Source organism: Salicibibacter kimchii, assembly GCF_003336365.1.
Lineage (GTDB): Bacteria > Bacillota > Bacilli > Bacillales > Marinococcaceae > Salicibibacter > Salicibibacter kimchii.
Map to the genome: position 1 here is coordinate 1,157,173 of NZ_CP031092.1, position 24,340 is coordinate 1,181,512.

General features: G+C 41.8%; 16 protein-coding genes. 3 read left to right on the plus strand and 13 right to left on the minus strand.

The genetic code is table 11. The features are described from left to right. Window positions 1-56: 56 nt before the first annotated feature. From pglZ to DT065_RS05920, 11 genes are all read right to left on the minus strand, one after another. A complete protein-coding gene (pglZ, locus tag DT065_RS05880) occupies window positions 57-2,579 on the minus strand; it encodes a BREX-1 system phosphatase PglZ type A (RefSeq protein ID WP_114371645.1) in 2,523 nt (840 codons plus the stop codon). Between the two features lie 102 nt (window positions 2,580-2,681). Then, window positions 2,682-6,218 (minus strand): BREX-1 system adenine-specific DNA-methyltransferase PglX, encoded by a 3,537-nt coding sequence (gene pglX, locus DT065_RS05885; RefSeq protein WP_114371646.1) that lies wholly within the window; start codon window positions 6,216-6,218, stop codon window positions 2,682-2,684. Between the two features lie 56 nt (window positions 6,219-6,274). Next, window positions 6,275-9,892 (minus strand): BREX system P-loop protein BrxC, encoded by a 3,618-nt coding sequence (gene brxC, locus DT065_RS05890; RefSeq protein ID WP_114371647.1) that lies wholly within the window; start codon window positions 9,890-9,892, stop codon window positions 6,275-6,277. 14 nt (window positions 9,893-9,906) lie between these two features. Beyond that, window positions 9,907-10,476, minus strand: coding sequence for a DUF1788 domain-containing protein (locus DT065_RS05895; RefSeq protein ID WP_114371648.1), 570 nt, complete (start codon window positions 10,474-10,476; stop codon window positions 9,907-9,909). After that, window positions 10,473-11,084 carry a DUF1819 family protein gene (locus DT065_RS05900; RefSeq protein WP_114371649.1) on the minus strand — a complete coding sequence of 204 codons (612 nt, stop codon included), beginning with the start codon at window positions 11,082-11,084 and terminating at the stop codon, window positions 10,473-10,475. Before DT065_RS05900 ends, DT065_RS05895 begins: the two co-directional genes overlap by 4 nt. Window positions 11,085-11,262: 178 nt before the next feature. Beyond that, a complete protein-coding gene (locus DT065_RS19130) occupies window positions 11,263-11,409 on the minus strand; it encodes a hypothetical protein (protein WP_193550808.1) in 147 nt (48 codons plus the stop codon). Continuing rightward, entirely contained in the window at window positions 11,406-13,562 is a 2,157-nt protein-coding gene (locus tag DT065_RS05905; protein ID WP_114371650.1) for a DEAD/DEAH box helicase, read from the minus strand. The genes DT065_RS19130 and DT065_RS05905 overlap by 4 nt, the downstream gene beginning before the upstream one ends. Before the next feature lie 11 nt (window positions 13,563-13,573). After that, window positions 13,574-14,884 carry an ATP-binding protein gene (locus DT065_RS05910; protein WP_114371652.1) on the minus strand — a complete coding sequence of 437 codons (1,311 nt, stop codon included), beginning with the start codon at window positions 14,882-14,884 and terminating at the stop codon, window positions 13,574-13,576. Then, window positions 14,881-16,047 carry a tellurite resistance TerB C-terminal domain-containing protein gene (locus tag DT065_RS05915; protein ID WP_114371653.1) on the minus strand — a complete coding sequence of 389 codons (1,167 nt, stop codon included), beginning with the start codon at window positions 16,045-16,047 and terminating at the stop codon, window positions 14,881-14,883. Before DT065_RS05915 ends, DT065_RS05910 begins: the two co-directional genes overlap by 4 nt. Window positions 16,048-16,249: 202 nt before the next feature. Continuing rightward, a complete protein-coding gene (locus tag DT065_RS18790) occupies window positions 16,250-16,393 on the minus strand; it encodes a hypothetical protein (protein WP_160112424.1) in 144 nt (47 codons plus the stop codon). 663 nt (window positions 16,394-17,056) lie between these two features. Beyond that, the gene (locus tag DT065_RS05920; protein ID WP_114371654.1) at window positions 17,057-17,941 is read right to left on the minus strand and encodes a helix-turn-helix domain-containing protein; all 885 of its coding nucleotides are present in this window, start codon (window positions 17,939-17,941) and stop codon (window positions 17,057-17,059) included. Window positions 17,942-18,548: 607 nt separating this feature from the next. Between DT065_RS05920 and DT065_RS05925 the strand changes: the two genes are divergently transcribed. Continuing rightward, window positions 18,549-19,310 carry an SDR family oxidoreductase gene (locus DT065_RS05925; RefSeq protein WP_114371656.1) on the plus strand — a complete coding sequence of 254 codons (762 nt, stop codon included), beginning with the start codon at window positions 18,549-18,551 and terminating at the stop codon, window positions 19,308-19,310. A gap of 71 nt (window positions 19,311-19,381) precedes the next feature. Here the strand turns inward: DT065_RS05925 and DT065_RS05930 are convergent, their stop codons facing one another. Next, complete coding sequence (locus DT065_RS05930; protein ID WP_114371657.1) at window positions 19,382-19,570, minus strand: hypothetical protein; 189 nt, start codon at window positions 19,568-19,570, stop codon at window positions 19,382-19,384. Window positions 19,571-20,206: 636 nt separating this feature from the next. On the opposite strand from DT065_RS05930, the gene DT065_RS18795 reads away from it, so the two are divergent. Further along, window positions 20,207-20,347, plus strand: a complete 141-nt coding sequence (locus DT065_RS18795) for a hypothetical protein (RefSeq protein ID WP_160112425.1) — start codon at window positions 20,207-20,209, stop codon at window positions 20,345-20,347. 1,088 nt (window positions 20,348-21,435) lie between these two features. Here the strand turns inward: DT065_RS18795 and DT065_RS05935 are convergent. Then, complete coding sequence (locus tag DT065_RS05935) at window positions 21,436-22,179, minus strand: glucose 1-dehydrogenase (protein WP_114371658.1); 744 nt, start codon at window positions 22,177-22,179, stop codon at window positions 21,436-21,438. A 643-nt stretch (window positions 22,180-22,822) separates the two neighbouring features. Between DT065_RS05935 and DT065_RS05940 the strand changes: the two genes are divergently transcribed. Beyond that, on the plus strand, window positions 22,823-24,202 hold the full coding sequence (locus tag DT065_RS05940; RefSeq protein ID WP_114371659.1) for an amidase: 1,380 nt from the start codon (window positions 22,823-22,825) through the stop codon (window positions 24,200-24,202). Window positions 24,203-24,340 lie beyond the last annotated feature (138 nt).

The following is a 24,340-nucleotide window of genomic DNA, read 5'->3' on the forward strand; positions in this document are numbered from 1 at the left end:
ACTCCCCTCCTCAAAACTGAATTCTATATGAGGAAGGGAATTCCCTCAAACCTCAATCATATACTAGGCAAAATATCAACCGCAAATGGAATACGCATATACTCCGTACCGTCCTCATAAGTCACTAAAAGATCATACGTAGTATCCTGATCATGTTCACCTTGAGCGAGCACGAATTTTTCTTTATAGACGCGTTCTTGGGGTTGTGCGTTTGTTGCGTCTGCAATGATGTGGACGACGTTTGATACCACTGTGCCTTCTTCGGAGACAAAACAAGCGAGATAACGAGCCGGTCGTCGTCGATCCGCTACACGTTCACTTTGAAGAAAATCAAGGTACGTAACGCTATTGGTTAGCTTTCGGGTTAAACTCGTCAATTGAATGTTTACAGGGGCATCTCCTTCACTTCGTCCTTTTCGGCTTGTTTGCACATGAAGAACGGGAATAGTTAATTCCTGTAATGAAGCACCACCATGGACATAATTCTCTCCCCCACCCCGAACTTTGAAGCGAGTGGTCCCTTTCGGGACATGGACATATAGAGGGTGATCTGTTTCTGCCGGAAACGGAAAGGTCAACGTCCCTTGTTCTCTATCCGAGGAATCATTCACAATAAAGCGGTGATTCTCTAGATCCCCACTCAACCCATCTCTAGGCCGTTTCGATCTTTCTCCCAACGGATCTCTCGTATAAATAAAACCATGATCTGCGGTCACTAAAAAGTCACCAGCTGATACGGTATTAAAAAGTCGAAGGATGAGACCCTCTAATTCTTCAACAGCACGATCACCCGCGGTGAGTACTTGGTGTTCGCTTGGGCCTTGTTCGCCAAGGTTATCGACAACATTATGATAAATATAAACGATTCGCTGGCCACGCAACCGTTCCCGTAATGCTTGTTTTGAAAGTGACTGCAGCTCGGAATAAGTGATAGCCATCGAGTCAGGCTGTTTTTGTTGCAATACAGCTTCACGGGCTTTCGTACTATTCGTCGGTTGTCCATCTACCAAATAGCTATTGTTTTGATAAGCTAATGTTCGATGCGGCAATAATGAAGCCATTCCAAGCGGTGTATACGATGGAACTTGCCCCACCATGGCATGGAGCTCTGCTGCGTATTTATTTTGATGGTTGAGCTGGTCACTTAAATCACGAGCAAGGGCATAACGGAAGGCGTCTGAAATGATGACATAGACCCTTTGCTTTTTCGCCAGCTTTCGAACAAAATGAGTGTAAAATTTATTTTGAGAGGGTACGTCACCCACTTCTAAGCCACCTTCATGGGCTAACGCATCACTCCACTTAAAGTCCAATGTATTAAGAAAATAGTGGTAGATCTCCTCAACTTCGTCTTTTAGCTCATCCAAAATGGATGATCGCCTCTGTACCTGATCGTATGCTGTGTAAAACTTTCGATAGTTTCCATCAAAACGATAACCCTCGTTTCGATAATAATCGAATAGCTCCTCTTTAATGTATGGGAGACCTTCTTGCTCCAGAGACCACACGCCTGCTTTTAAAGCAATCGCTGCCTCTATGGCTTGATATTTATCTTCATAAAGATCCCACCAATGGGTCGAGCGCCTAGCAGTGATCAATTGCTGGTAGCGATTGAAATTTTGACCGCCTTCAACGAGGCGTGCAATCGTATAGGCAATGATCGTGTCATCAAAAAATGAAAATGTATCTCCATGTAAGAGCTTTTCTTCTGAAACGGAGCTTAATAACTTGAAAACGAGATCACTTTGTTCATATTTATTTGCCAGCGTTCGATACGCTTGATAATATTGAGGATCGTTTTGCCATTGATTGATAAACACTTCGCAATCTACCGGATCCAAGGGGGTAGCTGCTTCTTTTTCCGGGAAAGCAATACCCACTTCATCCGAGGCATGGGTCAACAATAAGCTTTTAATAAAACCTGAAATGGAAGGCTTATTACCTTTCAACGGATATCCAAAATAACGCTGTGTCCAATCCCAAAATACATCAGCTCTGCCGTATTTTTGTAACCGACTCCATGCCTTGTTTTCGTCTTCCGCTTCACCGCTTGCAACATGTTTCACTACTGAAAAGAAATGAATCGTGTCTACCTTTGTTATGGCAGACATGACGGCTAAATCTACATCATCTTCACGTTGAATATCGAGCCGGGCTGCTACTTTCCGAAATGCTTCTCTCCGATCCCTCGCCCGAAAAAAAATGTTGTAGCGATCAAAAGCCGCCCTGAGCTGTTCACCTTCTAATGCCAGATCCTCCATTAACATGGCGATATGATCCATATGAAAAGACATGCTATACTCATAAACGTCCCTTAACCAGTCTTCTTGAATTTCCGGTTGTGGGTAAGGAAAATATAATAACAGATGGTCATGGTTGCCCGCTTCAATTTCATATTTCATTTGAAACTGACCGTATGTACGCCCATCAAGAATGCGCACCTGATCCAAATGGATATCATGTACTTCGTTCTGATAATCCGCGTTGGCATCATACCAAAAAACAATATGACGAGTCTGGCCACGTTTTAACTCGCGATCAAATAAATGCTGTAATCGTGGCGTCAATTCTTCTCTCATCCCGCTAGTTCCCTTCTATCATAATCAATAGCCTAAGAATAACAGATTTCGACTGCTAAAAAAATATGCCAGCATGGAGAAGCCAACCATACTGGCAAAAAGTTAAAGTTTTTTAAGAAGCAGCTGATCTTTCCCTTGTTGCTCACCTTCTTCTAGCGCTAAGTCTTGGAGCTTCGCATAATTGATCTTCACCCCATCATCCAGATCAAGTTCAATGCGCCGATTTGCTTGGTGCGATATGATTTCATCATATGCCCGCATTTCGGTAAGTTCCTTTGATAGTTTTTCTCGCCGTTTCCTCGCTTGTGCTTTTTCACGGGTGCCGGCTTCACTATTGATCGTCTCATCTAAACGGCTAACTTCATCTTCCATTTTCCGCTGTAGCAGATGCAAATAATCCGTCCGCACACGCGCAATCGTATCCTGATCATAACGATGTAAATACATGAGCGCCTGAAACCCATTTTGCCTGCCACTGGAAAACATCCAGTAAATCGGACGTTTCTGGTAGGTCTTGAGATGATCCTTATAAAACTCTTTAACAAAATAACGACGGATACGCTCCCGAGCGGTTTCAGAACCTTTTCGTTCTAAAGCGTCAGCAATAAATTCAAGGTTCTCCTCGAGTGTGTCTGTGCCGTAAACTTTCTCCACAACCTCCGCCACACGCGTAACAATGTCATTTTCAAAATATAGGTCGTTGGTGATTGGAATGATGTTATCCGCTTCTGGGATCACGGTTTCGTACTGGCTGGCATTCCATTCGCCACCAGCGTACGCGAGACCTGGTGTGTCGAGGGAGTAGCGTCCAAAAATAGTGCCGATGCAGTAAGAGAGGAAACTACGGATATCCCGATCTAAGTCAGCACGTTCTATGGTAACTTCTTTATCTACAACTTCAGGAGTAATTTCTTCTTCTAACTCATACTCTTTAATGTAAAGTCGATTTATCTCTTCTTCATTGGATTTTAATTGTTGAAATCTTTCATTTGTTTTAATAGCCCATACTTTATACACATCTGCAATTCTATTAGCTTCTTCCATTAAATTATATAGAGGATGTTGTTGAAAATCCCAAGATGTCTCAAATGAATCCCAATCATTTTTAGATATATAAATATTTTGTTCAATAAGATTTTTGCCCTCGTTTCGCTTAACCTTTATAGGCAAATTACGTACATTTCCAATTTGAAAATGCATACTTGGATTTATAAGCTGAATCAACTCAAAAATGACTTTTGAATTAAGCAGTCCTAATAAATTATTTATTTCCAGGTCTTGCATAAACATAGTCATACCGGTAACATCGTGTATGCTACCTTGAGGTCTATATCTCATTGATATTCCACCACTAGTCACATCTGACCATGTTATGCCCTCTTGAAAATAGTATGATGGGTTTCGGACTACAGAACGTTGTTTCCCACTATCATCCGTAAAATTTCTAATCTCCTGTCCATCATTTTCCCAATTAACTACATAATCCATATTTCCATACCATTTACGATAGCTCCCCCCTTTGTTATAGGGAAACCACTTCATGTTAGAATTCTCAGCTTCTGTTCTACTGTTCATGCCAAATCCAATTTTGTTTACATCAACCTCATGCCATAGTCTTAAGAACCTATCATTATTTCCTGTTTGCAGGCCTACTCTTGGCTCTGCTAAATCAGCAAGCTTTGAGGATTCTCTGAAGATTTTCCTCACTTGGTCAGTTGCCCAATAGGCTATTGGAGATCCAGAGATATCTCTAAACCCAATTTGGGGAATTACATAATGTTTGTTACTATCAATTAGGTAATATTTTTTGTCATCAGCATTTTTAATATCTACCAACCTAGAAAATTTGCTATCAAAACCATTCACAATAGTATTTCTTAATATAAAACTAGTTGTTTGTACTACTTCACCTCCGATTTCTGCAAATGCGCGAGTACCTAAATGAACCATAGAATATATTTGATTAGTAGTTATTATTTTACCTCTCAGCTTTTCCATTGTTGATAAAAACATCCATGAATGCATATTAATCATGCCTATGAATCCTGCTTCTTTCACGAGCCTTTGGTTTACTTCCATAAACATCGCGTATAGATCAGCTTTGCTGTCCGGATATCTTTCCTTCACGTAATTACTCATATCCGCATGCATACTGCCTCGACCCATGTATGGCGGATTGGTAATTGCAAAGTCATATTTTCCTTTTTCTAAAAATAGACCTTGTTTTATCATTTTCGTAATAACAGGACGCTTATAAGCTTTGAACTCATATTCTAATAAATTGCTTTCCCTATCGTCCCATCGTCGATCTAATGCAAATAATGCATCCCAGTCGAAATCAGGAACTTCTATCAACGAGCCGTACAACTTAGCATCCACGAACAATCGCCTTAATTCTAGTAACTTCTCATTAAGACCGGAATCCAATGCAAACATTTCGATGTCTTCGTCTGTCAATATATTGCTATCTTCAAAATCCATGACGTGAATATCCAGGTTTTTATTTGTACGTAAGAAACGGCGATCTTTCTCTCTTGCTTTCATAATAAGCGCAAATGTGGCTAGTTGTACGGCGCGTTTATCCACGTCTAGGCCATATAAATTGTGCCTTAAAATGAGTGTAGGAATTTCACGTGCGGAATAGCCGCTTTCTTCATACATAGCATAGAGGACATCAAATGCATAAACGAGAATATGGCCAGAACCGGCCGCCGGATCCATAATTTTAATATCTTCTAATGCTTTTTTCCCTCCGCTTAGTTCCTCCATTTGTCTTTGGATATCTTCCGTTTGCTCTGCCGGCTCCAAATAATAGTTTAACTTTTTTGCGAAGCTATCATCTTTTTTATGTTCGATCCACCATTGCCCAAGGGAATTGTCAACCATGTATTGGACAATCCAGTCGGGAGTAAAAAATTGTGTCGCTGCGGGTAGCTGTTGTTTGGAGATCTTTTTCGAGCGCGCTTGCGCAAATACAGCATCCTTTTCTTCTTCAATATAAAATTGATAAAGCCAACCGACAATTTCGACTTGCTTCCAATCATCTTCATGAACTATCTTTAACATATCATCGAGAACGCTGCCTTCTTGGAGGAGAAAATCTGGACATAGCAGCTCAACTTCACCTTCAATCTCATCGAAGACATTTGGGATTCGTTTCCCTAAAAGGTTACTTTGCTTAACAAGAAGATACTTAAACAATTCATCTGCCTTATTTTTATCCTGTAATTGATACACTGTATCAGCGTCCAGCTCAAGATCTTCGATAAGTTTATGGGCGTCACTAACAGCATCGGGCTCTACTTTGCCCGGTTGCTCTGATGATAAAAATCGTTTTCGTATAGGTAAGTAATCATTGACTTCCATAAAGCGCAAAGCGATCAAACGGTTAAACCAAGTGTAAGTTACTTCTTCTATCACACGTTCATAGCCTTCTTGATTGATTCGCCGAATAAGCTTGTCATATTGCCGTTTATGTTCCGCTCCATATGGAACCCCATTTACCAGCATTCCATCGGTTAACGGTGTCCCTTCTATTTTGTCTTCCGTCACACCAAATTGATAGGCTTTTTGGATAACAGCCTTTGTTAACTTCCTCCGCGCCTCAATCGCAAACTTCCGGAGCGCTTTCTTATCCATCTTGTTTCTCTCCTTTTCCCAGAAGGAAGAGAGGCGCGATCACCTCTCTTTTGTACTTACATTAATCGAATGATCGTCTCTTCATCGAGCTGTTTCTCTAGCTCTTTACGTATTTCTTCAAGAAATTCGTTGATATCGTCTTGATTTTTAATCGTGACCATGCCGTGCTGTTTCATCAAGTCTTTTTTCGCAAGCGTTATCGTTTTTTGCTGTGGAACAGCTTTTACTTTAGGTGCTGCTTGTTCTGGTTGCGGAATGTCAGCAGCAGGGCTTTCTGTTGTTTTTTCTACTTGTTTTCTTCTTTCTGTTTCTTTTTGAATGAGCTCATTATTGAACCGGTCAATCTCTTGCAGGGCGCTTAATTTGCTGCGCTGACTTTCTTCATTTAGTGAAATGATCGTCGCAAATTCATTGGAGCGTTCCAAGCGTGTTTTGATATTTTCAAACAGACTTTCCCAATGGCGATATAGTTTTTCTTTCGCATCTGGGGACTCATCGAGTACATCTTTGACAGCTCCCCAATCCGAATTCACTTTTTCCCAAACAGGGGCGCTTTCGTGTTCCAACAAATCAGTGATCTGCTCATTAAATTGTTCGCGAAGCTGTGGAAGCTCCTGAATTTGATTATATGGCTTCTCTTGTGCAGTGACGTTTTGCATTTGATCGACAATTTCTTTGACAGAATCATCGGTGATATACGCTCTGCTATTTTCAAAGACTTGAATCGCATCACGAGCAGAGTCATAGATCTCAACTTGATTTTTAAAGAAATCTTTAATCCTGCCCACTTCCTCGGCATAGTCCAGGAATTCGTCTTCATTCTCGTCAACAAATGAATAAAAGTCTTCGGCTTGGCGAATCTGAATGACAGCCGTAAACAAACGCTCACCGGCTTCCAGGACAGCTTTTTGCGGGTAGTGTTTTTTATGATAGTACTTAAGTAAATCCTGAACTTCTTTTAATTCATTTTCAAAACGCCTTTGCGCTTCTTTCATCAAGCCATCTTCATCTGAGGGGAAGGAACGAACGCCAAATAGATCCTCGAGGACTTCTTGTGTTCCTTTAATCAAGCGGTGGTTAATCCGTTTTCTGCGCGCGGCTAGAACGCGGTCTTGCATATTTCGAGTCGTCACATTTTTGATTAGTTGCTCATCATCGATGTGGAGTAGCTCTTGGTTTAACAACAGCTTTAATTCCTGATCACGTAATAAGCGTAGTAAACTTGCAAGGATATCCGGTTCTTTCCAGCCAAACGGTGCTTTGTTATAGCGATCAATGATTTCACGAAGGGTTACCTGTTGCATCTGTTGAAAGCGGTCCAGGTAGCGGAGGATCTCTTCTGTCGCCTGAACATTCGGATCTTCGCCCCCGCCTTCAAGACGAAGTTGGGTGTCCTGCTGAATCTCTTTGAGGTCATCTACCGTATGGATATGCACGACATAACCTAATTTGCTGTAATGGGTTTGAATAAGGGTTTTTAACCCTTCCCGCAGTTTTTCCGCTGCTCGCTTTGTCTTCATTTCCTGTTCAGCGCCATGAACGACAATCGTCGATTCGGCAATCGCTTCTTCCAAAAAAATGCCTATGCGCTCATTTTTTTCATTCATTTCGCGGTTTTTACGGGCGCGAATTTCATCAAAGCGTGGGTCTTGTTGCTGTCCTGCTTGATTGCGCAGATAGCGCTGGATTTTTAAAATATCTTCCATCTCTTCAAAATAAGAGATGTCCTCTGGTAACTGCACAATCACGGTATTCTTTTGTGTCGACATAAAGCGTACCGCTTCAGGTGTCAATTCACCTTCATAGTATGGCGTTAAAATGGTAATGCCAATTTCTGCATTTAAAGAGCCCTGGCTCCGTTCATCCATCCATGTATCAAATGCAAAATCATAATTGGGGCTGTAGCGGTATTTTCGATCCGGAAAGATGTCTGTAAAGATTCGCTCGCCAATTTTCATCACGACTTCGGATGTTGCTACGTCCATGCGATTAATTTCATTATTTACATCTTGTTCTTCGTTCGTAAGGAAAAGATATTCTTCGCCACTACTTTGAATGAGATACTGCGAAAGTAGACGATTGAGAGAGCCTTGTATTGATTTTTTCAAATCTAAACGTTCAGCATCTACACGATCAATCATTAAAGTCGTAATATTATCCAATGTCGATGGCACCTGCTTAACGTAACGAATCAGAAAAAGCAGTTTCAAGACTTCCACGTCTTGTTCCTGAATCGGATGATTCTCACGCTTGGCATCCTGCTCCGCTTGGATAATGACACTGCGAACCGTGTTTTCCAGGAATGAATCAATCGTTGCATAAAAAGCACTAAATGGGACGAGTGTATTCAAATCTTCATATTCATATTGAATCGCCGCCTCTTTAAACGCGCTGAGTAACGATCGCTCACCCTCTGCCAAATGCTTCCCGCTCGCTCCGTGTTCACGAACAGCTGTAAACACCCGTTGCAGGAGGTTAAATTGATAGGGGACAAACGGATACACAGCAGCATAATCATCCGCAGATTCGAAACTGCGCATCTCTGCCGTTTGATCACTGAACTCAAAAATATTTTTCAAGTGAGCTTCATTTTGATAAAAACGTTGACGTAGCCCTTCAGCTGCCCCCTCTGTCTTTGCCAAAATTCGTTTCTGAATGACTTCATCAACGTTTGCGCTTGATAAACTTAAACGCGTGTCAAATCGACCTTGAATCTTTGAAAAGTCATTGCTCTGCAAGTTTTTCTTGATGGAATCAATATCTTGTTGGCTAGTAACGATCACCCAGACTTTCCCACGCGTTAATTTGCCCAGATCCTCAACGACGGTTTGCAAATTAAGCATGAGATTCGTATTTGCGCTTATGTATTGGCCCATTTCATCTGCTAGAAAGATCAAGCGGTAACCTTCTTCACGCGTTTTTACATAATCATTGACACGCTTGGCAAATGATTCAATGCTAATGGAATACGTATCAGGTCCTTGACGAATCCAATTTCGGGCAGCATCCTCACTCATCTCCGTTACTTGTTCAAGAGTGGAGACGACGTAATCCTCGATATAATAGATATCATCTCGATGATCTTCCCAAGCGCCTCCGTATTGTTTGTGAAACGTGTCTTTAAACCTTTCATATTGATCATTTTTCTCCAACGTTTCTTCCAAATTAGCAAGCCAGGGGTTCGCGCCTGAAAACCCTCGCATTTCATTAAACACTTTGTTAAAAACCTTTACGATCGCTTCACGGCTTTGCTTTCCTTCTGCATCACTTTTAGAATCAACATTAAAAAGCACGATGTCATTAGGAATGTCACTCGCCTGTTTCATCCAAGATAATAGTTCCGGGTGATCCACCTTTTCCGTAAAAAAATCTACGGGCTTCATTCCATCAATCGATCGATCGCTGTCGAGTAAATACGACAGGATTTTAAGGAAGTGTGATTTACCGGATCCAAAAAAACCTGATATCCATACGCCCATTTTGTCCGTTTGCCGGTTCATACTTTTACTGTAGGCTTGAAAAAAATCATAAAAGTGCTGAGTTAATTCCTCTGTAACGACGTACTCATCAAGTTCTTGAAAGACACTTTCTTCGGCATCATCGACTTTAATGACCCCTTGAATATCACGATTAATGTTCTTGTGAAATAAAGATTCAATGGTATGAATATCCATTTTGATGCCCCTTTCTATCGTTCTACAATTTGAAACGCCCGGTAATAGTTATCGTCCAACAATGTATTAAACAATTGTAATGTCCCGCCATTGTAGGTACCTGGATAAAACATCACGAGTGTATTTTGCTCTAAAGCGCCTTGCAAGTTATTCAAAACTGTATGCGCACGCACCAATGGATACACTCGCCCTATCCCAGTGATGAAAACAATATCTTCTGGTTGAATGCGATCACTCACATACTTACGGATTAAATCTTCCTTTGTGGCTAGTCGCAACGTGCTTTTAATCGCAGCATACACTCGTTCACTTCCATCGCGCTTTTCGATTTCGAATGTTTTTTCGAGAAACCCTTTGCTTTTAAGGATATCGATTGTCACTTCCCATAGATCAAATTCCTTAATAGGAAGCGAAAAACGATCCTTTATCCACTGCACATGATCACGGACGAGCCATTCATCTTTCGGGTCATAATCAAAAATATGGAAACCAATTTCATTACCCTTTCCAGATGGTCTTCCGAAGTTAGGATGTTGAAGTGCTTCTGTTAATTCATCAAAACGTTCATTAATCAGAAGGGTCATGGAGCAATCCCCCCTCGTACAATGGTTGCAATGTGATTGTTTTCATGCATTTTCACAAATTCATCCAGCTGAGGTGTAAGAAGTGGTGCCACCAATTCAGTCGGAAGTCCTTTCTTAATAGTAAACCCGACTTGATAGAGGATGGAAGTATACGCTGTTTGTAAACGTTTAAGGGTGGGCTCTGTCCAACGCGCGACTTGTTCACTTTGTTCCGTTTTTTGTGCAAAAAAACTACGAATGTCAAATGCTGTTAGCTGAAAGTCACCACGCTGAAACTTATCCAGCCAGACCTCATTCATAAACTCAAAAAAGAGACGATCTTGCTTAAGGATTAAGATGAACAACACGATTTTAGCTTGATTACGGTCTCCATTTGCTATCGTAGTTAAGTAATAAGCGTCGGCATTCTCTAGGCGTTTCCATATTTCATGGTAGAATGAGATGATTCTTTTCTCCGATCGCTGCTGAAATAAATTCTCATCAATGATTTCCTCTAACGTCTCTTCTTTCGTTTTCTCCGCTAACATTTCTTGGGCTACAATTCTCGTTTCTTCAAACAAAAGTGGCCGAGTATTTAGAACGGTGCGATACATGTTTAATTCAGGCACCGAACAACCTCCTGTCCTAAAAATCCTATACTTTATCTCTATTGTAAATTGACGAAAGAAAATAGTAAAACGATCTTCTTATATTATTGTAAGCATTAAGGTGACAAGTACTGTCAGGGAACGGAAATTCTGTTGCTTTGATCTATTAAAAAGCACCCCTTCAAGGGGTGGCAGCAAACTACTTGAATAATTTCCGCATGGTCTTTCCTGTCGCCCGACCGGCCACACGTCGGCCTACACGCTTGCCAACTTTCCCTTTCTTTACTGCGTTAACATCCCCAAGAATACGCGCGAACTTATACAGAAAACTCCGGAAGCTATTCATTGGCTGGGTTCCTCCTCTCCGATTGTTTGATGAATGACTTTGATTTCCGTATTTCGTAGAAAATCTAACGCCCCTGCCAGGTCAACTTCATGGGCTTCATGCATATGGTGATATGAAGACTCCGGCAGATATCGACTATATTTTGACATGAAAATTTCCCGATAGTTCGTTACAGCAAACAAGTCATATGCTTGCCACTCAACTTCCTTCAATTCTTGCCATTTGTCTGCAATGTCTGTCGTTGACGACCCCTCTATATTGTAGTCTCCAACCCTTGTAACCCCAGCGCCGATGGTTTTCAACATCCATGCTAATGTCCGAGTAATCTTTGTGCCTGAAAATGTCTCCAGTACCCACCCATTATTCTGAATCCATAATGGCCGCTGATACTCAGTAAGCTTCGCTTCGTGATACTTATGCCTTTGATCATCTAGCATAGCTTGGGCATTTCGATCTACATATGCAAAGGTTTCGTTCCCATATAATATGGTGGATATCTTCTCTCCGATCTTAGGATGCATTTTGCCTCCACCACTGATGTATCGGGGAGGGTTTCCGTCTACCGCGGGTGTCACATGGATTTTATTGGTATCCTCATTGATTTCCGTAATGGTCCATAGTTTTCCCGCCAGGATAAAATTATCGCCTTGAATTAAATTCTGCGATTGATCCAGTGTGCCAATATTTTGGGAACCATGTATTACTTCAAATTCTTGTGGAGAAATAAACACACCATAAAAATCTCTACCGCGAAGGATACGCTCGCCTTCGAGACCAACGATTAATTCATGAGTGCCTCGTATCTGCTCTAGGATGTCATCTTCAATCATTTTTTCCAAAAGTGTTTGGACCTGTTCCCTGTTAAACGAAAAAAAGATTTGATTTCTTTTAATGGCCGTGATTAAGTTTTCTTCGGTGATGCCGTTCGTTTCGGCACAAATTGAGATAATTTGCTGGAAAAGGATATCATAAGGGAGCGCATACCCTTCTGCAGGCTCAATCCATCCTTCCAGATTAAGTTCCATCACAGCCAAGGACTGCAATAAACTATCTTCGTCGGTTGTATAGAGTTGCAGCATTTGATGGCTATCGGCTTTTCTACCGGATCGTCCCAACCGTTGTTTTAATGAAGAAACCGAGAAGGTGTTATCAAGCTGAATAACGAGATCAATCGATCCGATATCAATACCCAACTCCAATGAGCTTGTGGCAACAATGCTCTTGGGCATCTTTGTTGCAGCAACACTTTTTTCCACAAATTCACGTTCACTTTTATCAATGGAAGAGTGATGAGCAAAATAACTTTCTGGGTGGTTTTCTCTTTTCGCAAGCCTGTTGAGAAAATATGTAATTTCTTCGACGCTCCCCCTGTTATTGCAAAAAATTAAAGCCTTTTGGTTTCTCGTCAATTCTCGCATATCCTGCAGTAACTCTATTGGTTTTTTGGGGCCATCTTGTTGGACATGCAACAAATGATACAGTAATTTCTTTTCCTCCGCTTCGGATTTTATCACCTCCACTTGGTCTGGGTCACCTGGACGTGTCCATTGTTTGACCAAGTCAAAATTATCAATGGTCGCCGATAAACCGATGATGCGTGGCCTCTGGGTTGTATAAGCTTCCATCCGTGACAACAATGATCGCAAATGAACGCCGCGCGCTTCATTAATAAAAGCATGAATTTCATCGATAATGACAAATTCAACGTCGTGAAATAGATTTGCAAGTTCATTCGTGCGATTAATAAACAGACTTTCCATGGATTCAGGAGTGATTTGCAAAATGCCCGCCGTTTGCTTTAACATCGCTTTCTTTTTATAACCCGATACATCCCCGTGCCAGCGATGAATGGGGATGTAGGAACTTTCGCAGATGTCGGTAATTCGTTCAAATTGATCATTGATCAATGCTTTTAAGGGAGAAATATACAGTATTTTAAGTTTATCCGGAGCTGTATTCACAACCTTCGATAAGATCGGCAAAAAAGCGGCTTCCGTTTTTCCCGAAGCAGTAGCTGATGAAATAATAACGTCTTTATCAGTATTTAAAATCGCCGGGATGGCTTTTTCTTGCACAGGGGTAAAATGCTTCCATTGCTGCTCCCAAATTTTCTTTTTTACAAATGGAGCGAGTAAATCAAATGTAGTCAGCACCATCATCTCCTTTAAGTTGAGGAAAAGCGACTCATTAATGCATCTTTGCTTTCATTATTTTCCAGCGATTCCTGATCAAAGACAGCGCTCACGGGAGCTTCAGGATTTTGCTCCAGGATATTTAGTCCACTTATAAATTGCCGGGCGACATGACCTACTTTCGTATATTCTTCAGCACCCGGCATCGAATAGATATTTTGGATGAATACCTTAATGTCCTCATCGCTCACCTTTTCTTCATAATTATGGAATTTGGCATGAATCGTCGTGATGGTTTGTAACAGCACAAATATTTCTTCATGTTTGAGTGGCGCCAGAGTAATGACTGGTTGTGATAGATCCCGATATTCCGCTGTTTCATATGGATTCGTGATTAATCTCCGTTTTAGTGCTCCATAACTGTATAGGCCTTTTCGTTCGTCTTGCAGAAATTCTTGGGTCCCCGCAAACGTCAGATATAACCCTTCGAATGTTCCCTGCAAGCAATCATTGAACATGGAAAGAATTGTTTCATAGTTTTTTTCGCGTGCCTGACTATGATTGATTTTATAAAGGTTAATCGCCTCATCAAAGTTGACAACCAAACCAGCATATCCTACTTCTCTCATAAAAGAGGTTAAGACTTTTAAATAGCTATAATAGTTTTGATCATTGATGATATCTCGAACACCGATCTCTCTATTTGCTTCCATTTTTGTTCCATATTCTCCACGCATCCAACGTAGCGCCTTTCTCTGCAAATCACTGTCTCCTGTAACGAACCCTTGATAATACTTTGACAAGACACGGGAAAAATCATAGGCCCCGGGAAGTTCATCCATGGAAGATATTCGTTTAGTAATTTCGTTCTCTACCTCTCGGGAAAAGTTCATATTCGCCGGATCAATACCACTGTAGCCTTTTTCATCTTGAACATATTGTTGAACACTTGTGATCCACATATCAATAACAACCGATAACGCCCCGCCTTCAGGAGACGTGGGCGTTGCTAAATTTTTCATAAGTTCCGTGTAAAGCGCCTGGGACTGGCCATCATTTCCATAAAGCCGTTTCCCGGGTGCAAAATCGGCGGTTGTGACCACAAAATTTAACGTATGAGCGTATTGTTTTGTTAGCGCTTGAATAAAGCTTTTCCCCGAACCAAAGTCACCAATAAAAAATTTTACGATGGACGAACCTTCCTTTACTTGTTCCAACTCTGTCATAACCTGCTTCGCCTCTTTTGTCCTACCCACCATTATATGTTGGATACCTCTTCGGGGAACGAGGCCCCCATTTAAAGCTTCGATAATGGCGGATGTTTCTCTCTTTTTGATTTTCATACCGTTTCCTCCTCCAACATCTTAAGCAGGTCTTGATAATCTTCATCGAGCAGAACCTCTTGACCGTCTATTTCCAAGATCGGCTCTCCAAAATGGGTCACACTCTTATCATTTAGCTCCGAAATAAATACACCGAACATTAATCCATGATTTTCTGCATGTTCTGTTGCTTCTTCAAGTGGTACCAAAGCCTCGCCATTTTTAATAGCAATTTTTGATAACAAGGTTCGTTCAGCGTCTGTTAATTCAGCTACAAAATGAGAAATGCTGTTACTGGGTTTTGCGGAACCTTGCTCGTTTGTTTCATCTATTTCATTTTCTGTTTTTGCAGCATAATCGGAGGATAATTCCTCGGCTTGTGCCGATAAAGACTTAATCCTATCTTCATCAAAATCCAACATAGGTGGACGCTCTTTTTCTTCTGGAGGAATATCACTCCCTTGGTGCCATACCTCATCTTGAACCACTTGAAATCTGCCAGAATTCTTATCTTCCTCTACAGAACTCTCTATAGAATGGCTTTCATGATTCATATGTACAAATCCCTGACTTTTTTGTTGGTTTTCTTCCTTTTCAATCATTTCCTTTCGGTCTTTAAGCATGTCTTCCCAGTTCGCTAACCGTTCTTTTTCTTCATTTAGCTTATTTGTGCGATTCACGATTTCTTGATTTTTTTCGTATAGATTCTGCTGACCCTTTTGAATTTCCTCTTCTTTTCTTTCCAGCTCTTGTTTCCAATTTAATAATTGAAGGTGTTTACGTTGTGATTCCGTGGGGTATGTTACTTCTTGAGTATTGCCATCCGGCTTTGATTGCTCTACGTCGAGGTTGCTCTCGCTATCTTGAAGCTCTTGTTCCCACCTTTGTAGATCTGTGAATCGTTTTTCATGTTCTTCATTGAGTTCAACAAGTTTTTGTTTTTCGTGTTCGAGGGCGGTTTCTCTTTCCCGGAGCTCTAGTTCCCAGCTAAGTAGGGTATTTTTATCATAATTAGACTCATTTGTACCTAGATCTTTTTGTTTTATAACTTTGTTATTGTCTGCGTCCAATAATGTCTTAAAAACGATTTGAATGATTGCAATCGTGCCTGGAATAACAAAGAACCATAGGCTAGACATAAGTCCAATGAGCCAAGAAGACAGATACCAGGGTGTCTTTTTCATACATACCACCTTAACTACATATTTCACTGTTTTCTTCTACCTATAATTTACCCTTTAATCCTATGCTTTTCAAGGCATTTTATACCAAAGGGATCATTGTATTTGTATCTCTAGTTCTATTATTCTGAGCCTTTCGCGATATTTGTAAGCTATAACTCGAGCTCATCTTTTGCATCCTCCTAAGGAATGTAATCTCTTCATCTTACAGTTGTTCTTTTTCCTCATCGCTCAATGCTTCATCATCCGGTTCTCTATTCTTAATATTGTTCCAATGCTCTTGATAAGAACCATCGGTTAAGAATTTCAAAAAGTTATAAGCGCTCTTTTCATCTAAACGGTCGACCAAGTGTATACAATCCTTTTTTCGAATGCTCATTTGTAGTAGTGACCTTCGACTTCAGTGTTACAACCTGTGATTGCCGCAGCAAACAGAAAAATAAATACTTCATAAGGAACCTCTCTCGTTCATGCCATAAACACTCAACTGTAATTATAGCTGCCAAGGTGACAACTTCTGTCAGGGAACAATAATTCTTTTTGTTTTTTCTTCTTACCGGAATTCTCAACACCGAGGGAGTATTTGCAAGGAAGTGGAGGCAATATAGAGGAATCAATATTAAATAATAGAATGTTATCTCCAAGTTACTAGAAAACAATGGTATACTACAATCACAACAGAATGTGCTCGGGGTGCTAGTTCACCTTCCTTTCTTCCCCATCTTCTTATGGGTAAGAGGAGGTGACCGCCAATGACAGTGTATGAAGCGCTAATGCTTTGCACAGCGATTTCAACGCTTGTCTATTTCATTGCTAAAAAAGAAAACAATGAAAAAAAGTGACGACCCCCGAGCCCCACAAGCTTAGAGGGTAGTCACCTTCGCTGGTGAACTGCACTTTAAGTGAGTGCAAGTTCTGTTGGAACCGTTCGTTTAGGAGGATCAACGGTTTTTTTGATTATTCCTTCTTTGCAATCATTATAGTATGTACAGTTGCTAAAAGTAAACATTCTTCACTTTGCCGTCAGCCAAGCCGATAAATCTTCTTCCCTGATGTTGTGCATTCGCTGCTGCCATAATTCGTCGAGTTCCTCTTGATAGATCCGTTCAAAAATCCGTTTGCACGCGCCGTAAAAGTAGCCCGCTAATGAACCGCGCAAGCGACCGGTTTTTTTCATAAACATCGCGCCTTTAAACGCCTGCACAATAGCATGTACAATGGCTTCTTCCGTGAGATCGGCATCGGTGTGGATATACTTATATGCGCATACTGCGCGACTCCAAAGCTTATAAATGTCTTCAGCATCATAAAACGGTTTAGCCGCTGTGACGAAAAGGTGCGGTACATGAGTCGGGACGAAAGAAGCGTCTAATTTTTCATTCGCGCCGGCTTTACGTGTATTACGAATGGGTTCTTTTTTCTCTGAAAGAGAGCTTGCTTCAAAAGACAAAGCTTCGTTTTCCTTTTGCGTAGGCTGAACGTTTGATGCATCAGTATTTTCCGGGTTTGATCGATGGTTCATTTCCGACGGATCAGCCGATGGATCAACGATGACAAACACGTTATGGCCGTACCCGCCGCGCACCTTACCGCGTTGTCTCACCGTGCGATAAACGTCGATCATCTTCCGCTCTTTAAGTACACGAATGATCCGCTTGACCGTTGAGGACGAAACGCCGACTTGCGCGGCCATGACTTCATATTTTAAAAAAGCCACACCGACCGTCTTCACCGCATGACGAGCAATCAATTTGAAAACAGCGACGGCGTTTTCCGTTAATTCGTGTGAATGGGCGTATAAGTGCTTGCGAATTGCCAGGTTAAGTTCGTCTAAATTCGTGAATGGCGACAGCGATTTGTATGAGCAGAGATCGGCATTGCTTGGAATTGGATGCATAAAATAGCCCCCTATTTTTTCTTCTCAATAGGAATATAGACGCTTTCGAAGAAAAAAGGGGGGATTTTTTGGTTAAGTGCTAACATTTCATAGAATTTATATCCAAACTACTAGAGATTAATGGTATACTACACTCACAACAGACTTGTGCTCGGGGTGCAGTTCACCTTCCTTTTTCCCATATCATATGGGTGAGAGGAGGTGATCGCTTATGACAGTGTATGAAGCGCTGATGCTTTGCACAGCTATTTCAACGCTCGTCTATTTCATTGCAAAAAAAGACGACAATGAAAAAAAGTGACACCCCCGAGCAGGACAAGCTTAGAGGGGTAGTCACCTTTGCTTAGGTGAACTGCACTTTAAGTGAGTACCAGTTCTGTTGGGACCGTTGGTGTTGGCTCACCAGCGGTCTTTTTTAGTTTATTCTTTCTTTGCAATCATTATACTATGTACAGATACTAAAAGTAAACATCTTTTCATGAGCTCCCGGCTTTCCCGCCATTTATGGGATTAAATCTTGTTATATCGTTGATAAGTTTTCGACGATTTGGGGAACTATTGTATACTATAGGTGTGGTAGAAAAACTGTAAAACGGAGACGATCGGTATGAAACTGGACGGAAAGGTTGCTGTTGTTACCGGGGCAGCGTCTGGTATGGGAAAGGCGATTGCGACTTTGTATGCGAATGAAGGTGCTAAAGTTGTTGTTGCCGACCTTAATCAGGAAGGTGCCGATGAAGTTGTTCAAGGGATCGTTTCATCTGGTGGACAAGCAAAAGCGGTCAAAGCTAACGTTGCAGAATCAGCGGATATCGACAATATGATCGATACGGCAGTGAGGGAATTCGGTACATTGGATATTTTGGTGAACAATGCGGGGATTATGGATGGATTTGAACCGGTTGACGATATTGATGATGATAAATGGGATCTCATTTTTGATGTCAATACAAAAGCAGTAATGCGTGCGACTCGCAAGGCAATGCCTATTTTTCTGGAAAAGGGAAAGGGCGTAATTATCAATACAGCTTCATCCGGCGGGTTAAACGGGGCGCATTCAGGTGCCATTTATACGGCATCCAAACATGCTGTTGTAGGGCTGACAAAAAATACAGGGTATATGTACGCCGACAAAGGGATTCGCTGCAATGCGATTGCACCGGGCGGCGTCGAAACAAATATTAGCGCGTCTATGACAGGGGTAAGCCAATTCGGTATGGAACGTACGAAAATACCCCAATCGGTCATGCCTCGAACGGGTACATCAGAGGAAATTGCAAATGTAGCCTTGTTTTTGGCCTCGGATGATTCCAGCTTTCTGAACGGGGCGGTTATCCCAGCTGACGGAGGCTGGACTGCTGCGTTTTAGTGTGAGAGAAAGCCTTGGGAAAAGACACGACAAAAGCTATCCTGGCATCATCTTTAGCAGGATAGCTTTATTTATAATCCGAGCTCATTTTTCACACGTCCCAAAGGCGTGTAATCTCTTTCACCTTGCAGCTGTTCTTTTTCCTCATCAGTCAATGATTCATTATCGGGTTCCCTATTCTTGATATGGTGCCAATGCTCTTGATAAGAACCATCGGAGCGGTCGACCAGTGTATGCAAATCCTTTTTTTGAATACTCATTCGTAAACCTCCCTAAGGGTTTTTTCATTGTACCATATGGTGTTATGTAGTTACTTGGCATGGTGCTTTTTCAATCACTGTATTTTTCGTGCTTCTATGTGATCACGAAAATCCTCAATTTTATGATGGGTGTGATAATATTAGTATTTTATAGAATTTATAACCTAATTATTAAGGATTAATGTTATACTATAATGACAACAGACTTGTGCTCGGGGTGCAGTTCACCTTCCTTTCTTCCCATCTTCTTATGGGTGAGAGGAGGTGATCGCTTATGACAGTGTATGAAGCGCTGATGCTTTGCACAGCAATTTCGACGCTTGTCTACTTCATTGCAAAAAAAGACAATGAAAAAAAGTGACAACCCCGAGCCCCACAAGCTTAGAGGGTAGTCACCTTTGCTGGTGAACTGCACTTTAAGTAAGTACAAGTTCTGTTGGGCCGTTGGTGTAACACCACCAACGGTCTTTGTTAGTTTATTCTTCTCTTAGTGATATTATACTACGCACAATAGTCAAAAGTAAACATTCTTATCGTGAAAAAGCTAAGTCGGATAAGTTTTGCATGTGCTGGAAGTACAGTTCACCCACCGCCCTTTCTTCCCATTCTCTTATGGGTGAGAGGAGGTGAATGCTTATGACAGTGTATGAAGCGCTGATGCTTTGCACAGCAATTTCGACGCTCGTCTATTTCATTGCAAATAAAAACAACGACAATGAAAAAAATGACTCCCCCGAGCAGGACAAGCTTAGAGGGGTAGTCACCTTGCTTTGGTGAACTGCACTTTAAGTGAGTACAAGTTCTGTTGGGCCGTTGGTGTAGCACCACCAACGGTCTTTTTCAGTTTATTCTTTCTTAGTAGATATTATACTATGCCCAACAGCCAAAAGTAAACATTCCGCATTCTTATCTTTAAAAACCTAGTGCAAAGTGGTCGAATTATGCGGTCACCCAGGCATCACTAAAATGGATGCGTAGTGAGGGTACAAAGGCTTGTTCTACACAGGTGTAACTTCATCTTTTAGCTGCTTCTCACTAGTGGCCTGTTTCAGAACATCTTTTTTAGAAACACCTATTTACGGACTTCGAAAAAAGATCTAAGTGGTTATCGTTCGAAATCTGTGAAAAGCTGACCATGCGGTCTATAATGGTGTGATCGCCAAAACCAGAACGAAATACATATGGCTTGATACGATGTAAAAACGGAGCGATCGCCGAAATTATAACGTAAGACAGCCTTTTGCGATGTAAAAACGGAGCGATCACAAAAATTATAACGAGACGTTCCCATACGATCTGAAAACGGCCGAATCGAGCCCGTGTTCCGGTGGCCTTTGCAGGTGACATTTTATTTCAGCCTTTCTGCACTAGTACAGAAAGGCTGAAAAAGTGATCACCCCGGCTACCGGAAGTCCGGATTAGGACTTCCGGTAGCCGGGGTTAGTTATCGAACGGCTTCAACCAAAGGCTATCGGCAACGACTGAATTCTTTCCTGCGAAGCTGGGCTCCCAGTCTTCAAGAAACGGTCATGGAGACCGAACACGAAAGCCGATCGCTATTTCGGTCACCATGATGCGGTCAATTGTCCGAATTAGGGAGCCAGAAGCAGTTGTTGACGACGAACGTCTTCCCCATGATCGGGTAATTAAGCCACCTTGTACTAGTGGTCTATCTCAGAAATTCTTTGGTCGATCTACATGATCAAGTGATATGTCACCCTCTCTACAGGTAAAAGCGTGATTTCCGCATGTTTTTCACGTTTTGATGGTGTATCCATATCCTTTACATTCCTTATAAACCATCCTTAGACCACAAAAAAGACCGGCGCAATGATACTACTCTCACGCCCGGTCGTATCGTTTTTTTAAAGAGATGCATTCAGGCCACCATCAACAAGAAATTCAGTGCCTGTTGAATAACTGGATTCGTCAGATGCCAAAAACGCAACAAGCTGGGATGCCTCTTTCGGATCTGCCATTCTTTTCATCGGGATGGTTTCTGCCAGTTTATTTACATCCTCCGGATCTGCATTTTCGAGCATTTTCGTTTGCATAAAACCAGGATGAACGGAGTTTACGCGAATGCCATGTCCAGCAAACTCCAGTGCGGCACTTTTCGTCATCCCGCGAACCGCAAATTTGGAGGCACTATAGGCGATAGGTGCATCAGCGGCAACCTGGAACGCCTCAACGGATGATATATTAACAATTGACCCATTTTCAACCTTCTTCATGGAAGGAGCTACGGCTTTCATGCCTAGAAATGTTCCTGTTTGATTAATGTCAATCGTTTTCCGATACTCTTCTTCTGAGGTATCTTCAATATTCTTCCGTGTCCCAAGCGCGGCATTATTGACGAGTACATTCGCTGGTCCAAAAGTTGCTTCTGTTTCGTTAACCACACGATCCCAATCTTTTGCGTTTGCAACATCATGTTTTACAAATTTTGCATTTTCACCAAGTTCTTTTGCCAGTGCTTCCCCTTCTTCCTCAAGGATATCTGTGAAAATGACTTTGGCACCTTCCTCTACAAACTTGCGAACATGAGCGGCACCTTGTCCACGGGAACCACCGGTGATGATAGCGACTTTTCCTTCTAATTTACCCATTCTATTATTCCCCCCTTATTAGTGATTCCAGATCAAGTAACTATCGCTGCTTATTACAAAGCAGCTTTTTAGTGTAAATTTATAGTTTAATAGTACTGATCTATTAATACAATTCCCGAGTATTAACGACTTAAACATAGAATAAAAATAAAAAAATTATTAAGATTAGACTATTATTGATTAATTTCTTTCTTTTATATCAATATTTTTATCCTTTGCAGTGCTTCAAAATGCCAAAATTGCCTGTATCATACATATGGTTACTCGTTTGAGGATATTATATATTCCTATTTTAGATCTTCTTTAATTCAAATTCTCATAGCTTTCCAGTTGGAGTTCATATTCATATAGCACCATTTCATAATCATCGCCCATTTACCTTGAGCGTTTTCCAGGATCTCTTGCTCATTACCATCGAGGTCCAAACTTTCAATCTCTTTACATCTATCCTTTTTACCTATTTTATTTATAATACTATAATATCATAATTTTTCCTTTAAAGGTTCATCAGGTTTCTTATCATATTCCTTAAAGTGACAACTGATGTCAGGGAACAACATTTCTTTTGGTTCTTTTCATAGGACAACTTCCGCTTTTCATATGCTCTTAACATTCCCGTTGAGGGATACGGAGGTGATATTGTTTGACTGATTTACATAGGAAGACAGCGAGCGAACTTGCGCCCCTCATCAAGGCGAAGCAATTATCACCGGTGGAATTAACGGAAGCGATTATTAAACGAGTGGAGCAAGAAGATCCGTTCGTCAATGCCTATATTACATGGCTTCCCGAAGTGGCACGTGAACAGGCGAAACATGCGGAAAAACAAATCATGCAAGGGCTGTATCGTGGGCCACTGCATGGGATTCCAATTGCGATCAAGGACAATATGTACACGAAGGGGATTCCAACGACGGCAGGGTCAAAATTATTGCGTGATTTTGTGCCTGATGAAAACGCGACAGCAGTTGATAAGCTTTTGGCCGCCGGCGGGGTTATGGTCGGGAAATTGAACATGCATGAATTTGGAGGGGGGTTAACAAATACGAACCAATTTTATGGTCATGCCCGCAATCCCTGGAATATCAATCACAGCCCGGGCGGTTCAAGTGGTGGGAGTTCGGCTGCTGTATCCGCTGGATTAACGACGCTTGCAACAGGGACAGACACGTACGGGTCTATACGGGAGCCCGCGGCCATGGCTGGAATTTATGGGTTAAAGCCAACTTACGGATTGGTAAGTTCCCAAGGAGTTATTCCTCTGGCGCCGTCCATGGACCATATCGGGCCGATGGCGCGTTCCGTATCGGACCTCGCCTTGATGCTCCAACATATGGCTGGACCTGATCCGCAAGACCCTGCAAGCATAAACGCCCCAATCCCGGATTACAGCGAAAATATAACGAAAGGCATACAAGGAGTTAAAATCGCCGTTCCCGGAACCTTTTTCAAAAGGTTAGATCCCGAGGTGGCGCACTTATTTAAAAACGCGCTCCGGCAAATGGAAAAAATGGGAGCAATGATAATAGACATCAACCTCCCCGAACTGGAGATGGCCGCCTATGCCGCGTATCTCACCGTCACCGGCGAAGCTGCCAACACTTTTTATGAGATGCTAAAAACGAACCCCGAAGATTTTAACGCCGATGTCCGTATTTTTTTCACATCCGGGTTATTGACGAATACCAACCATTATGTGAGGGCCCAACAAATTCGTCGACGATTAGCGATGGCATTTAAAAAGGTCTTTGAGGATGTCGATGTTATTGCAGCACCCACGATCCCGATCATATCCCCGGCGTTTCAGCCAACATGGATCGAACAAAACTTGGAGATCATCGAACGTTGTATGCCGTTTACGACACCCACGAACCTTACGGGATTGCCATCACTGTCCGTGCCTATTGGGCTATCATCCGAAGTGCTTCCGGCAGGCATGCAAATCATCGGGAACCACCGAACGGAGAAGTTGTTATTCCAAGTCGGAAACGCTTGGGAAAGCATCAATCCGCTGGGTGTGTGATACCCATTCTAGATGATTAACATTTCTTGAGAACGTACGGTAACGATTGAATATGATGTGAACTTGTAGTATGATGTAGTCAACTGCAACATATAATGAAAATACCGCCTAGTTACGAACGCTAGACGGTAAGCTGAA

Coding starts and splice junctions, on each gene's coding strand:
- pglZ (WP_114371645.1), bottom strand. CDS start 2,579: ATGAGAGAAGAATTGACGCCACGATTACAGCATTTATTTGATCGCGAG.
- pglX (WP_114371646.1), bottom strand. CDS start 6,218: ATGGATAAGAAAGCGCTCCGGAAGTTTGCGATTGAGGCGCGGAGGAAG.
- brxC (WP_114371647.1), bottom strand. CDS start 9,892: ATGGATATTCATACCATTGAATCTTTATTTCACAAGAACATTAATCGT.
- DT065_RS05895 (WP_114371648.1), bottom strand. CDS start 10,476: ATGACCCTTCTGATTAATGAACGTTTTGATGAATTAACAGAAGCACTT.
- DT065_RS19130 (WP_193550808.1), bottom strand. CDS start 11,409: ATGAATAGCTTCCGGAGTTTTCTGTATAAGTTCGCGCGTATTCTTGGG.
- DT065_RS05910 (WP_114371652.1), bottom strand. CDS start 14,884: ATGAAAATCAAAAAGAGAGAAACATCCGCCATTATCGAAGCTTTAAAT.
- DT065_RS05915 (WP_114371653.1), bottom strand. CDS start 16,047: ATGAAAAAGACACCCTGGTATCTGTCTTCTTGGCTCATTGGACTTATG.
- DT065_RS05920 (WP_114371654.1), bottom strand. CDS start 17,941: ATGCATCCAATTCCAAGCAATGCCGATCTCTGCTCATACAAATCGCTG.
- DT065_RS05925 (WP_114371656.1), top strand. CDS start 18,549: ATGAAACTGGACGGAAAGGTTGCTGTTGTTACCGGGGCAGCGTCTGGT.
- DT065_RS05930 (WP_114371657.1), bottom strand. CDS start 19,570: ATGAGTATTCAAAAAAAGGATTTGCATACACTGGTCGACCGCTCCGAT.
- DT065_RS18795 (WP_160112425.1), top strand. CDS start 20,207: ATGACAGTGTATGAAGCGCTGATGCTTTGCACAGCAATTTCGACGCTC.
- DT065_RS05935 (WP_114371658.1), bottom strand. CDS start 22,179: ATGGGTAAATTAGAAGGAAAAGTCGCTATCATCACCGGTGGTTCCCGT.